This window comes from Chitinophaga arvensicola (assembly GCF_900110835.1).
In the GTDB taxonomy this organism is placed as follows: domain Bacteria; phylum Bacteroidota; class Bacteroidia; order Chitinophagales; family Chitinophagaceae; genus Chitinophaga; species Chitinophaga arvensicola.
Map to the genome: position 1 here is coordinate 277,809 of NZ_FOJG01000002.1, position 14,155 is coordinate 291,963.

The 14,155-nt window shown below is 46.9% G+C and carries 12 protein-coding genes and 1 other RNA gene; 7 read left to right on the plus strand and 6 right to left on the minus strand.

What is annotated here, in order from left to right; all coding sequences use genetic code 11:
* Window positions 1-3 precede the first annotated feature (3 nt).
* From BMW79_RS18420 to BMW79_RS18445, 6 genes are all read left to right on the plus strand, one after another.
* A complete protein-coding gene (locus BMW79_RS18420) occupies window positions 4-975 on the plus strand; it encodes a polyprenyl synthetase family protein (RefSeq protein ID WP_089897126.1) in 972 nt (323 codons plus the stop codon).
* Between the two features lie 182 nt (window positions 976-1,157).
* Complete coding sequence (locus BMW79_RS18425) at window positions 1,158-2,783, plus strand: amino acid permease (protein WP_089897127.1); 1,626 nt, start codon at window positions 1,158-1,160, stop codon at window positions 2,781-2,783.
* 47 nt (window positions 2,784-2,830) lie between these two features.
* Window positions 2,831-3,295, plus strand: a complete 465-nt coding sequence (locus tag BMW79_RS18430) for a DoxX family protein (RefSeq protein ID WP_089897128.1) — start codon at window positions 2,831-2,833, stop codon at window positions 3,293-3,295.
* Window positions 3,296-3,438: 143 nt separating this feature from the next.
* A complete protein-coding gene (locus BMW79_RS18435) occupies window positions 3,439-4,488 on the plus strand; it encodes a Smr/MutS family protein (RefSeq protein WP_143059213.1) in 1,050 nt (349 codons plus the stop codon).
* A 25-nt stretch (window positions 4,489-4,513) separates the two neighbouring features.
* Window positions 4,514-4,888, plus strand: an RNA gene (gene rnpB / locus BMW79_RS18440) — RNase P RNA component class A.
* A 68-nt stretch (window positions 4,889-4,956) separates the two neighbouring features.
* A complete protein-coding gene (locus BMW79_RS18445; RefSeq protein ID WP_089897130.1) occupies window positions 4,957-5,367 on the plus strand; it encodes a DUF4870 domain-containing protein in 411 nt (136 codons plus the stop codon).
* 76 nt (window positions 5,368-5,443) lie between these two features.
* Here BMW79_RS18445 and BMW79_RS18450 read toward each other — a convergent pair whose 3' ends face one another.
* Window positions 5,444-7,144, minus strand: a complete 1,701-nt coding sequence (locus BMW79_RS18450; protein ID WP_089897131.1) for a S8 family peptidase — start codon at window positions 7,142-7,144, stop codon at window positions 5,444-5,446.
* A gap of 361 nt (window positions 7,145-7,505) precedes the next feature.
* On the opposite strand from BMW79_RS18450, the gene BMW79_RS18455 reads away from it, so the two are divergent.
* On the plus strand, window positions 7,506-8,039 hold the full coding sequence (locus BMW79_RS18455) for a histidine phosphatase family protein (protein WP_089897132.1): 534 nt from the start codon (window positions 7,506-7,508) through the stop codon (window positions 8,037-8,039).
* A 336-nt stretch (window positions 8,040-8,375) separates the two neighbouring features.
* On the opposite strand, the gene amaB is transcribed toward BMW79_RS18455, so the two are convergent.
* The 5 genes from amaB to BMW79_RS18480 all read right to left on the minus strand — a co-directional run bounded on the left by amaB (window position 8,376) and on the right by BMW79_RS18480 (window position 14,124).
* Window positions 8,376-9,902: an L-piperidine-6-carboxylate dehydrogenase gene (gene amaB / locus BMW79_RS18460; RefSeq protein ID WP_089897133.1), complete on the minus strand. Its 1,527-nt coding sequence runs from the start codon at window positions 9,900-9,902 to the stop codon at window positions 8,376-8,378.
* Window positions 9,903-9,925: 23 nt separating this feature from the next.
* Window positions 9,926-10,816, minus strand: coding sequence for a DUF1338 domain-containing protein (locus BMW79_RS18465; protein WP_089897134.1), 891 nt, complete (start codon window positions 10,814-10,816; stop codon window positions 9,926-9,928).
* Between the two features lie 11 nt (window positions 10,817-10,827).
* Complete coding sequence (locus BMW79_RS18470; protein ID WP_089897135.1) at window positions 10,828-11,898, minus strand: saccharopine dehydrogenase family protein; 1,071 nt, start codon at window positions 11,896-11,898, stop codon at window positions 10,828-10,830.
* 426 nt (window positions 11,899-12,324) lie between these two features.
* Window positions 12,325-13,140, minus strand: a complete 816-nt coding sequence (panB, locus tag BMW79_RS18475) for a 3-methyl-2-oxobutanoate hydroxymethyltransferase (RefSeq protein ID WP_089897136.1) — start codon at window positions 13,138-13,140, stop codon at window positions 12,325-12,327.
* A 78-nt stretch (window positions 13,141-13,218) separates the two neighbouring features.
* Entirely contained in the window at window positions 13,219-14,124 is a 906-nt protein-coding gene (locus BMW79_RS18480; protein ID WP_089897137.1) for a Ppx/GppA phosphatase family protein, read from the minus strand.
* Between the last annotated feature and the right edge of the window lie 31 nt (window positions 14,125-14,155).

The following is a 14,155-nucleotide window of genomic DNA, read 5'->3' on the forward strand; positions in this document are numbered from 1 at the left end:
GCAATGCATTCATTTCAGGAGTTAATAGCGCAGTTTAGTCAACATTTTGAAAAGGAACGTTTTCCAAAAGAACCCAGCAGATTATACAATGCAGCTTCCCATATCCTGGGAATCAGCGGAAAAAGAATCCGTCCTGTGTTATGCCTGATGGGAAACGAATTATTTGATGATGTACGTGCAGATGCGTTTGAGGTAGGCAGTGCGGTAGAATTGTTTCATAATTTTACGTTGCTGCATGATGATATCATGGATAAAGCGCCGATCCGCCGTGGTAAACCAACTGTACACACGGTATATGGGGACCCGGCCGCTATCCTGGCAGGTGATGTGATGCTGATCTATGTTTATGAGCGCCTGAACAAGGTAGATTCCCATTATAAACAGAAAATCATTTCCGTATTTAATAAAGCGGCCATCGAAGTATGTGAAGGTCAGCAGCTGGATATGGATTTTGAAGGTATGGCGCCGGAAGATGTGAAATATGACGACTATGTACACATGATAGGGCTGAAAACCTCTGTGCTGCTGGCTGCCAGTATGCAATTGGGTGCGATCATCGGCGGCGCCGGAGAAGGAAACCAGCAACATATTTATTCCTTTGGTAAAAATATTGGTATTGCCTTCCAGATCCAGGACGATTACCTGGACGCTTTTGGAGATCCCGAGAAATTTGGCAAGCAGCAGGGAGGAGATATTCTTGTGAACAAAAAGACGTTCCTGCTCCTGAAGGCGCTGGAATTGTGCAATCCGGAGCAGCTGGCAGAGTTGAAAATGCTCATGGAAACGTCGCCGGCAGATAAAGTGGAGCGGGTACTGCACCTGTTCCGTGCCTGCAAAGTGGACGAATGGGCGGAGAAAGAGAAAGAGCGTTTCCAGCAACTGGCGTTCCAGAGCCTGGACAATATCGCTGTACTTTCCAACCGGAAAGCACCATTGATGGAGCTGGCCGACTACCTGTTAAACCGTCAGCAATAAGGTTCGTATTCAAAATCGCATTATATTCGCGCTTGTCTTATTCAGGATGAAGGTGATATTGCTGATTGCATTGATTTTTTCTGGAAGATAGAATCAGCGCAATCAGCATTATTATTTTTAGTCGGTTTAACGTGCATATTCATTAAATTTAAATACAACTGTAAAACGTAATTCCTTCGCCAATGTCGTCAAATTCGCTGTTTCGGAAAAAATCGCTCGCAACCATTTTAAAAGATGCCAAAGACGGATTGTCTGATGGCCATGAAACAGGGGGGATGCACAAGGTGTTGAAGGTGAAAGACCTTACCGCTATGGGAATTGCGGCCGTTATCGGCGCCGGTATCTTTTCCACTATCGGGGAAGCCTCCTTTCACGGAGGCCCGGGTGTATCACTGCTTTTTGTGATCACTGCAGTTACCTGCGGTTTCTCTGCACTCTGCTACGCAGAATTTGCGTCCCGCGTACCGGTTTCCGGCAGCGCGTATACGTACTCTTACGTTACTTTTGGTGAACTGGCCGCATGGGTGATCGGTTGGGCCCTGATCCTGGAATATGCCATCGGGAATATTGCCGTGGCCATTTCCTGGAGCGGATATTTTAATAACCTGTTAAGAGGCATTATACCAGAGTGGTTGGTCAGCAATTACGATAGTGCATCGCCGGAACTGATGGCAGCTGCCCCGCATATCGGCGGCATTCCTATTATCCTGAATCTGCCGGCCTTTATGATAGTGGTACTGGTAACATACCTGGCCTACGTAGGCATCCAGGAAAGTAAAAAGAGCGCCAACTTTATGGTGGCTCTCAAAATACTTGTCATCCTGTTTGTGATTGTAGTGGGTTTCTTTTATGTAAATAAGGCCAATTGGCACCCTTTTATGCCCAATGGGTTCTCTGGTGTGCTAAAAGGTGTATCAGCCGTCTTTTTCGCTTATATTGGTTTTGATGCGGTCAGTACCACCGCAGAAGAATGTGCCAATCCGCAGCGGGATCTGCCCAAAGGCATGATCTATTCCCTGATTATCTGTACCGTATTATATATCCTGATTTCACTGGTGCTGACCGGCATGGTGCCTTTCACCAATTTAAAGGTAAATGACCCGCTGGCGTACGTATTCAACCAGGTAAACCTCCCCTGGATCAGCTATTTGATCTCTGTGAGCGCCGTAGTGGCTACGACCAGCGTACTGCTGGTATTCCAGATCGGGCAACCCCGTATCTGGATGAGCATGAGCCGTGATGGCCTGTTGCCCAAGCGTTTCAGCAAATTACATCCCCGCTTTAAAACGCCCTCTTTCGCGACAATTGTCACTGGTCTGATCGTTGGTATTCCGGCGCTGTTCCTGAACCTCACCATTGTGACGGATCTGACCAGTATCGGTACCCTGTTTGCCTTTATCCTGGTTTGTGGCGGCGTATTAATTCTGCCGAGGGAGGAGAAAACTACGGTAAAACGCTTCCAGATGCCCTACATCAACGGACAACTGATCGTTCCGGGTCTGGTAATTTTACTGGCAATACTGTTTCATAATGAAATCCTGGCTAAGTTCTCTATGGAAGGCGGCTGGGATGTATGGAAACATAATATTCCCTTCTACCTGTTTACCGTAGCCACCGTGAGCATCACGTTCCTGTCTGCTACCCGTAAACTCTCGCTGATACCGGTATTGGGTATGCTCAGTTGCTTCTACCTGATGACGGAAATCGCCCTCAAGAACTGGATCGTTTTCGGTATCTGGCTGGGTATCGGACTGGCCATCTATTTCCTGTACAGCTATCAGAATAGTAAGCTCGCAGCAAAAGCATAAATCTTCGTAACTTCAAGGTAGCTCTTTGATCTTAAAATTTATATTTTATGAACATGCTACAACGGGTTGAACACTGGGGTGATACACATCACCCTAATTGGCTGAGTGTGGTTCGCATTCTGCTGGGGGTATTTCTCATGTATGTAGGCATCCGGTTCGTACAGGACAGGGATGCACTGATATCCATGATCAATCAGAACCCCGCAATGGCAACGCTGTCAGTCTTACTGGGACATTATGTTGTATTTGCGCACACTGTAGGAGGGTTGTTTATAGCCATGGGGCTGCTGACGAGGGTGTCGGCACTGGTAAACATTCCCGTATTACTGGGCGCCGTATTTTTTGTTCATTCTCCAACAGGTCTCTTTACGGTATACCCTATCATTGGTATTTCCCTGCTGGTACTGTTCCTGCTGATCTTCTTCCTGATAGAAGGCAGTGGCCGTATTTCAGTAGATGATTACATGCGGCGGCATCCGGAAAAAGTAAGAAGCCGGAAGTACGCAGAATAGGATTTTCTTCATATAGTCGTGTAGGTGAGTGTTACCATTTTGGATGGCAATAAGGAGTTGTGTCTCCAGCCCGACGGCTAAATTGTAAATCTCTTCCCACATATCCCTCCAAAATTCTAACTTTGCAGTTGAAGAATGCAATTATGAAATACCAAAAAGGCGACAACATACTGTTGTTAAGCTCAAAAGAAGAAGGAACGGTTGTTGACATTGTGAATGATAACATGGTTATGATTGAGGTAAAAGGAACATCGTTCCCGGTGTATCTCGATCAGATCGACTTCCCATATTTCCATCGTTTTACCCAGCAAAAACTGGTGAAAGAGAAGCCCAGATTGATTCCTGGCGACGAAATTAAAGTAGACAGAAGCAAGTATGAAGTGTTTAAAACCGACAAGGGCATGTTCCTGTCTGTTTTACCGGTATACCAGATGGACGGATTAGATGAAACAGTAAAACTGATGAAGTTCCACCTGTTCAACGATACGCCCCATGCTATACGTTTTTATTTCCAGATATGGCTGAATAACCAGCTGGACCTGGAAATCAAGAATGAAATCCAGCCTTATAACCACTTCTACCTGGCAGACCTTATCTTCGAATCACTGAACGATAATCCCCGTTTTGAGTTTAATTTCTTCCTGAAAGAACCACAACCCAAACTGGCCACCTCTGTACAGAAAACCTGGAAAATAAAGCCTAAGCAGATGTTTGTGCAGCTGGAGCAATTGCGCTCCAAAGCAGAAGCCACTATTACTTATCCGCTGTTCGACAAATTTCCGGAAAGAGCGCCGGAGCCACCTGCACCAGCAGAACAGGCAAAAAAGAAAGCGCCGGTTACTACTATCGGATCTGGCAACTTCGCCAGCCTGTTGAGTAAAATTCAATTACAGCCGGAAACTTCCCTGACACCTAAACAGGAAGTGGATCTGCATATTGAAGCATTGGAAAAGAACTGGAAAGGCCTGAGCAATATCGCTATCCTGGCCATTCAGCTGAATGCTTTTCAACGTTACCTGGAACTCGCTATCAGTCATCATCAACATAACCTGATTGTGATTCATGGCATCGGTAAGGGAAAACTCAAAGATGAAATTCACCAGATCCTCAAACAAACACCGGAAGTGGCCAGTTTCGTGAACCAGTATCACGCGAAATACGGCTATGGTGCTACAGAAATAACGTTTAGGTAATTTTTTTAATTACCTTCGCGCTTCAACTACAAACCGTGCTATCGTTCTATTGACTTGTCAGTGGGAAGGAAAGTCCGGACAGCGCAGAGCAACGCACCACCTAACGGGTGGGGCCCGGTGTAAACCAGGAACAGCAAGTGCCACAGAAAATAACCGTCCGCTTTGGCAGATAAGGGTGAAAATGTGGGGTAAGAGCCCACGGTGCAGGCAGGTAACTGTTTGTGCGGGTAAACCTTGCGTGCTGAAATGCCATGTATACGGTCGATTGAGGGCTGCTCGCCCGATGACCGAGGGTAGGCAGATACAGACAACGTGCGAACGTTGTCGCAGATAAATGATAGCAGTCTGTCCCGGCTTGCCGGGGCAGAAACAGAATCCGGCTTACAGGTTTGTAGTTTTTTTCTTCCTCCTTTTTTGATATGCTAAAATAAGCTGTTAACTTCCCGTATTATATTTAATCTATATTTTATGAATCAGAAAGATGAAAGAACCTGGGGGCTCCTTGTACACCTGGGAGGAATTATCGGTATGGCTATTCTGCCCACCGTTGGTAATATCATCGGCGTGTTGGTACTCTGGCTTATTAAGCGCAATGAATCCAAGTTTGTAGACAACCAGGGCAAAGAAGCGATCAATTTCCAGATTACGCTGAGTCTGGCCGCTGTTGCCATAAACCTGGTCAATAATATTATCACCGGTTTCTGGTCGCTGACTAATTTCTGGCGTCATACCAGGGGCGATTTTTATAACGTCTGGGGCTGGACCAGCCTGATAGGGGTGATCTGGCTGCTGAACGTTATTTTCAGCATCATTGCAGCCGTAAAGGCTAATAATGGGGAATCTTACAAGTATCCGATCAGTTTGCGCCTGGTGAAATAAGCAGGTATACTGCATAAAAAAAGCGGGGAATTTTGTTTTCAGAAACAAAACTCCCCGCTTTTCTATTTACAATAACTTAGTTCTTTTTGATAGCCTTCACTTTGGCTTTGTGCTGCTTTTTGCCCTTCACATTTTCTCCTTTAATAGTAGCAGCCAGTTTCAGTGCTTCGTAAGAATTCACCATGCCACCGGTTACAGAAAGATCCGCAAAGTTAATTTTCTCGTCGGAAGATCCTGGTTTGTTCACCATGGTAGATCCATCCGGAAGTGGGGTGGCGCTTTTTTCGAGCACATATTTGAGTTGTCTGGCGCTGAGTTCAGGATAGTAGGAGAGTACCAGTGCTGCTACTCCTGCTACTACCGGGCTGGCCATACTGGTGCCGCTGGCGCTGCCGTATTTATTGCCACCTGGAATAGTGGAATAGATCTGCACACCAGGTGCAAAAAGATCTACACCTTTCTTACCATAGTTAGAGAAAGGGGCTACTTTGTCATTGCCGTTGCCGATGTTGCTGGCGCCAACAGTAATGAAGTTGGTAGCTGTGCCACCACCCAGGTAATCCGGGTTGGGATAGTTGGCGATGGAGTCGTTATTAGCGCCATCATTACCAGCTGCATGGATCAGTAATACGCCTTTTTCTTCTGCATATTTCACGGCGGCATCTACCCAGTCTTTATGCGGGGAGAAAGGTTTACCAAAGCTCATGTTAATGATCTGCGCGCCGTTGTCTACCGCATAGCGGATCGCCAGGGCTACATCTTTATCTCTTTCATCACCGTCCGGCACTGCTTTAACAGCCATGATGCGCACATTGTCAGCTACACCATCCATGCCTACGCCATTGTTTCTTACGGCGGCTATAATACCGGAAACGTGCGTGCCGTGGAATCCGAAGGTACCCATCACATCATTGTTACCGTATTTGTTGTCTTTGATATCTTCGAGGTTATCGCCTACAATCTTTTCCCTGTTGGCGTTTGGCATTACTTCGGAGCTTTCTGCCTTACGTTTCAGTTCATTCATGTATTCGTCGAACTCCATTTTAAATTCGCTGAAAGTAGCGGGTTCGTCACCTGCGCTTTTCAGCAAACGGCTCATGAAGTTACGGGCCAGTAATACATCCTGGTTAGTGGTCTGGATGCTGTCGAGTTGTGCCACATTGAAATCATCCTTACCCAGGTAGGTTTTAAGGATGGATTCGCATTTGTTCACATTTTCCTGGAGCTTCGACATGCTTTTGTATTGCACTTTAAACTGGGAAGTAGGCTTCTCCACTTTTGATTGCAATTGCTGCCAGATGGCATATTCTTTAGAATCTTTAGCCAGCGCGGAGTCCGGGTTACCGTACAGGTTTTTGTAACGGTAGTATTCACGGGCGGCTTCTTCAGAATCTTCTTTCAGGCTGCTGCCATCTTTACCTCCAAGGAAGTTCCAGCCGTGGATATCATCCACATAACCGTTATGGTCATCATCTTTGCCATTACCCGGAATTTCCCGGGTATTGGTCCAGAGGATGCTTTTGAGATCTTCATGGGTAGTATCAATACCTGAGTCGATCACCGCTACGATAACAGGCGTACTTTTCTTGCCTTTTAACAATTCTTTGTAGGCTTTTTCTGTAGACGTACCAAAAACGCTGTCGGTATCATAACTCAGTAAATGCCAGTTTTTGGGTACCGGGGGCTTACTTTGCGCTACTACGGTATTTGTTGTAAATGCAGTCACCAATGCAACACACCCTGCCAGGACTGCAACCTCTCGGTTAAACAATTTCATGTTCAATAATTTTCCCTATAAAAAACAACTAAAAATATCATGATGATAACCTTAAAGGTAGAGAAAAAGCGGTATAACATTAAATTTTAATGATAAGCGCGCTATATGTTGGTTGATTGGGAGATTGACCGCCCTTTTTAACTCACTGTGGTGTTATTGCAGTCCGGTATATTCCCGTTTATCTTATCCTGATCCGTAGGTTCGACAATGCCTGTAACCACCTGTCACAATACCTTTTGAAGATCTGGAAGGGAGTCATAGTTTTACATTGTTCTTATTCCTCATACCCCTCATTGGCCAGATCTTCGTTCGGGATTTATTTTACTGGTATCGTTTTCTCATTTATTTAAATTTACCAATCATGTTGAAAGCTTTTATCATGGCCACTTTGATGGCTACAGGCCTTTCTGTGTCCGCCTCTGAACCAGAGGTAACCACCATTATTTTTGTGAATGCAGCTGAAATGGAGTCATCCCCTTCGGCAGATCCCGGCCTTAGTCCCGGAGGGCAGGAACAGGCCACCCAGCTGGCTTCTTCCCTGGAAGGAACAGAGATTGCCGCTATTTACACCACCTTCCTGAACAGGGCCGTGCAAACCGTTACTCCCTTGTCCAAAGCTCATGACCAAAAGCTGGACTACTTCCGGATCAACGGCGATCCCGACCAGACCAGCAGTACCTTCAAAGACATGATAAAGAAAAATAAGGGTAAAACCTTTGTTATTTGCAGTGATCCTGAAAATATTACTGCTATGTTACAGCATGCCGGGGTAAGGGGGAAAGTAATGAAAACCCTGTATGACAAAGGATGTGGACAGGTTTTAGTTGTCAAATACAATGGCACAAATACCGCAGTAGCACAAAAGTTGAATATGAATATTCAAAAAAAAGTCTAATATTTATATCCAGAAGAGTTTTTAATGGCTTCCCGCCATTGTCAACTTTTCTCATAAGCATGGTTTCCGTTTAACGAAAAGCGGGGTTCTCTAACCTCGCTACTATTTTTAAAAACCATGTGGTCGATGTATGTAGAGAAGCAGTAACAAAGGTTGCTGGAACGATTTTAACAAGTAGCATTTTATCAACCGCTTTTAAAAATCTGATCGGGTAGCGTCTCCTGTCACGAAAATTAAAAGCTCCGGGGCCAAAGCCTCGGAGCTGAATGAATCGACAAATTTCACATTTGAATATTATAGCAGCGATCTGTTTAACAGATCGCTGTTTATTTTGTGCTACAGGTCAAACTTGATCCCCTGTGCCAATGGCAGGCTATTGGAATAGTTGATGGTATTGGTTTGCCGGCGCATATAGGCTCTCCAGGCATCAGAGCCACTTTCACGGCCGCCGCCGGTTTCTTTTTCACCGCCGAACGCGCCGCCGATTTCTGCACCGGAAGTACCGATGTTTACATTGGCAATACCACAGTCGGATCCGGCATGAGACAGGAACTGCTCCGCCTCACGCAGATTGAGCGTCATGATGGCGGAGGAAAGCCCTTGCGGTACGTCGTTCTGCATAGCAATTGCTTCTGCAAGCGTAGCGTACTTCATCACATAGAGAATAGGTGCAAAGGTTTCATGCTGCACAATGTCGTATACATTTTCCACAGCAGCAATGCAGGGTTTCACATAACAACCCGATTCAAAGCCAGTCCCGGATAATACGCCTCCATCTACGAGGAAGGTGCCACCTTGCTGCTTCACCTGTTCAATTGTGCTGAGATACGCATCCACTGCTGCGGTGTCGATCAGCGGCCCCACATGATTGTGTTGATCCAGCGGATTGCCGATACGCAGCTGTGCATAGGCTTTTACCAGCCTGGCGGTAAATGCGTCATATACGCTTTCGTGAATAATCAGTCTCCTGGTAGATGTGCAACGCTGTCCGGCTGTGCCAACGGCGCCAAATACGGCGCCAATGAGCGACATATCAAGGTCTGCATCTTGCGTAATGATAATGGCATTGTTGCCGCCTAATTCCAGGAGGGAACGGCCCAGGCGTTCACCTACGGCAGCGCCAACGGCCTTGCCCATCCGGGTGGAACCGGTGGCCGAAACCAGTGGAATACGGCGGTCGTGCGCCATCCATTCGCCGGCGTCGCGGTTCCCCGTCACCAGGCAGCAAACGCCTTCCGGCACGTGGTTAGCCGCAAAAACCTGCGCTACTATATGTTGACAGGCCAAAGCCGTAACCGGTGTTTTTTCTGAAGGCTTCCAGATACAAACATTTCCACAAACCCATGCCAGCATTGAATTCCAGCTCCAAACGGCCACCGGAAAGTTAAAAGCGGAGATAATACCGGTGATACCCAGCGGATGCCACTGTTCATACATCCGGTGTCCCGGACGCTCGGAGTGCATGGTGAGCCCATGTAGTTGCCGTGATAAACCCACCGCAAAATCACAGATGTCGATCATCTCCTGTACCTCTCCATATCCTTCCTGCAGGCTCTTTCCCATTTCATAGGATACCAGCTTACCCAGGTGTTCTTTCTGTTCCCGCAGGGCTACGCCGATTTGTCTCACAACTTCACCTCTTTTGGGGGCAGGCCAGGTGCGCCATTCTTTGAAAGCTTCCTGTGCTACTGCTACTACCAGGTCATAGTCTTCACGGGTAGCGCTTTTCACCGTGGTAATCTTTTTATTGTTTACCGGTGAAACCGACGTAATATCCGCCCCATGAGCAGGCAGCCAGTGAGTACCGGTGCTGATGCCACTTTGCTCCGCAGTGATGCCAAATGCTTTTAAGATGTCTTCCATTGTTGGTGTATTAATAGACTAAATTAGGAACTTTTTTTTGTTTGGGCGGCGTAGGTGCTTTCAAAGATCTTATCGGCATTACCGGCCTCAAAGCCCTCGCGGCGGTGTTCCCGGCGGATGTCCTGCGCCGGCAGATGTGCAAATTGCGGCAATACTTTCCGCTCTGCAAATTCAACGTAGGAACCTGCAATAGGGAACGTTTCGCCTCCCGCAAAGGTGGCGGTAATCATACCCGCCACGGTAGCACTTTGCAGCAAATTGCCATCCGGACTGGTCTTGATTTTACCACCTGCATCGTTCAGATGAAAGCCATGCTTTTCCAGGAATTGGTTGAAATCAGCCACCGTATTGTATCCTTCCGGAAGGTTATGTACGCTCACGGTGAAATGGTTCAGGTAATAACGGTTATAAATGACCCAGGCGGCATATTCACTTTCTGCTGCCAGTGCCTTGTAATCCGCCAGGGTAGGCGTTCGCCACAGAGAGCTGTGCAAAAAGGTATCTACAGCAGTGGCATCATCCAGGTTCAGCGCATTCACCGGATCCGTAATTACTTCGCGGGTATAGCTGTGAATGATTTGCTGCGCGGCAGGGCTCAGGTCATTCACCCGCAATTCACTGATAAAGATACGTGGGTACTGCGGCTCGGGCGGCGCATACCACCAGGCATCCAGCTTTTTTCCAGGGAAATGGTATTGCTCCATTTTTGTGTAGCCGTAGTGAAGAAATATTTTTTCGAGCGACTGCACCCCCAGCTGTGGCACGCCCATGGTACGGAAAGCGATATGGTCGTTCTCAATATCATCCGCGTGCCGGATCATGCCTTCTTTTATCATGGCAGCAATAACGGCGCTTACGTCCGGCACCCTTTGCTGATAGCGTTCCATCAGCCCGTGTAGAATGTCTTTCAACATGACAGTAACTTTTAGTTATAATATACCGCAAAACGGTTGTTGATCAGATCCTGGAATGCCACATCTTCCTGGCGTACGAAGCCATTGGCTGGCAGCAGACCTTTTGCATGCAGGTCTATTACTGCACAGGCAGCGCCGGCAGTGGTCAGTTGTATGGCGGTAAAATCCCTGCCGCCAACAGCCTGGTTATAGATTTTACGTGAATAGGAGCGTTGTACCGAACGGCCATTTACCATGCCGGAAACGGATACAAATACCAACACCACATCCTGCGGGGTGAAAGGTATGCTATCTTCCATTATCTCCTTCAGCATTTCTCTTTTTTTATTGAGTTTCAGTTCATTCAGAAGTATTTTCATCAGGTGGCAATGACCGGGATAACGTACCGTTTTGTAATCGAGGTTATATACTTTCCGGTCCAGGATCTCTGCGAGGGCACCGAGTCCGCCGGAAGTATTAAAGGCCTCATACTCCACGCCATCAAGGGCAAAGCGTTCGTAGCCTTCCATCGGCATTACTTCTTTGCGTTCTCCTTCATGAATGGCGTCACAGGGATTGCAGTATTCATTGATCAGTCCGTCGGTGCTCCAGGTAAGGTTGTACATCAGGCTGTTGGTAGGAAACTGTGGCAGCGCCCCCACACGGAGCCTGACGGCATCGAGTGTATCGAACTGTTTGGCAATATCGTGGGCCGCGATGCTGATAAAACCCGGCGCCAGGCCACATTGCGGCATGAAGCTGACATTGGCTTTGGTGGCTATTTCCCGGATGGCATTGGTAGTAGCTACATCTTCCGTTAAATCAAAATAATGGGTGTTGGCGCTGGCAGCTGCAGTAGCAATTTTTACATTCAGGAAAAACGGGCAGGCACTGAGCACTATGTCCTGTTCTTCCAGCGCCTGTTGCAGCGAAGCTGCATTATTTACATCGAGAATGGCTTTATGGATGCGGGTATCAGTGCATTTCTGCAATAGCGCATCGTTGCTGTCTGCCAGCGTTACGATATAGTCGCCGGACTGTTGCAGGAGAAAGGCAGCGGTTTCGCCGATCTTACCGGCGCCGATAATCATTACACGTTTCATAATCTGTTTGGAATTATAGTGAAGCGGAAAGCATTTTTGCTTCCGGAATAAGTGACGATATACACTTCTTCCAAACTACGTATAACCGTTACTGTTATATATGCATGAATACGTCTGCAGCGGGCAGCATACGCCCATGCAAATCAATACGCATACATCATCAGTAATGATGAAATAATAGCTTACAAACCACACCAGTGGCTGAACAGGAAAGAAGTTGGAAAAGGGAAAGCCCGTGTGCTACCTATGGCACATGGGAGCAAGTGCTCCGGAGATAGGAGAGTAGAGAAAGCTGTATGTTTAACAGGTAGTTCATTCAAACTTGCAATGTGCGAAGCGAATATAGGGAAAATATATTAATTACAAACGACGAACTTACAACTGTATAAATGACTGGTTGCAAGTTCGTCGTGTTGACTATTATTGTTAGTATTGTTCGTTATCGTTCGGGAAATCTTTGGTTTTTACATCATTGATGTAAGCCTGTGTGGCGCCATAGATCTGATTGTAGAGATCCAGGTAGCGACGGAGGAAGCGGGGCTTGAAGTCTTTGTTGATGCCCAGCATATCGTGCATAACGAGTACCTGTCCGTCTACATACTTACCGGCACCGATGCCGATAATAGGAATATCAACGGATTCTGCTACTGTTTTTGCCAGTGTTGCCGGAATCTTTTCCAGTACGATAGCAAAGCAGCCTGCTTCCTGCAGCAGTTTGGCATCGGCAATAAGTTTATTGGCTTCGGCTTCTTCGGTAGCACGTACAGCGTAAGTCCCGAACTTATAGATGGACTGCGGGGTAAGACCCAGATGTCCCATCACCGGTACACCGGCAGAGATAATACGTTTTACAGATTCAATGATTTCTTCTCCACCTTCTATCTTGATACCGTGTGCGCCGGTTTCTTTCATGATCCGGATCGCAGAACTGAGTGCTTCCTTGGAATTACCCTGGTAAGAACCAAAGGGAAGATCTACCACTACAAAGCAGCGTTTGATAGCTCTCACTACGGAGGCAGCATGATAGATCATCTGATCCAGCGTGATGGGTAAGGTGGTTTCATGACCAGCCATTACATTGGAAGCAGAGTCACCCACCAGCAGAATATCGATGCCGGCATCATCAAAGATGCGGGCCATGGAATAATCATAAGCGGTCAGCATGGAGATTCTTTCTCCGTCCAACTTCATCTTCTGCAGTATATGCGTGGTGACGCGCTTGATTTCTTTATGCACAGACATAAGCAGTAAGCTTTTAGCGTTTAGCTGTTAGCAATAGCCGCAAAGGTGGTAATATAAAAAGATAAATAAAAATGTTTTTTATGTACGGCCGGCCAGGCGGGAAGTCTCCGCAATCTCTTCATACAGCGCATGGATCAGGCCATCCGCCAGCCCTATTTTTGGTACATAGATTTCCGGCGTATCCGCCCAGCGCATAATATTGATGTAGATCAGGAGGGCGGGAACAATTACGTCGGCCCGGTCTTCCCGGAGGTTATACAGGTGTATACGTTCCTCTACGGTGAAGGCACTGAATTCCTTGTGGTAATCTTTCAGTGTATCCAGCGATAAAGGCTTGCCTTCCTTACGTTTGGAGAGAGAGAAGATTTTATTGATGTTACCACCGGAACCGATCGCAATCACGGGGCCGATGTTTTTGAGTTGTTGTTTAAGAAAATCCTTCAGCTGCTGCCAGTGGTTGTCTGTTACCTGCTGTTGCAGCAGCCGGATAGTGCCTATATTGAACGATTCTTTAAAGATCTGTCTGCCGGCGCTGAAGAGCGTGATCTCTGTGCTGCCGCCACCAACGTCGATGTACAGGTACGACTTGGTTTTATCCATGTTTTCAGCCACATGGTTTTCATAGATAAACGCTGCTTCTTCCTGTCCGGTAATGATTTTGATATCGATACCGGTCAGCGTTTTTACTTCCTGCAGAATTTCGGTGCCGTTACTGGCGTCTCTCATGGCTGAGGTAGCGCAGGCTTTCAGGTATTTTACTTCGTAAACGTCCAGCAGGTGTTTATATGCCTTGATTGTATTAACGAGATGCGAAGCCTTTTTAGGGGAGATCAACTGGTTGTTGAATACATCGAAACCGAGGCGTAGGGGTACTCTTACCAGGTTTAGTTTGGTAAAATCCATTACACCGGCACTATTGGGCGATGCTTCAGAAATGAGCAATCTGGCAGCATTGGAGCCTATATCAATCGCAGCTAATTTCATCTTTCCGTCGTTAGTTCAATGGGCAAAAGTA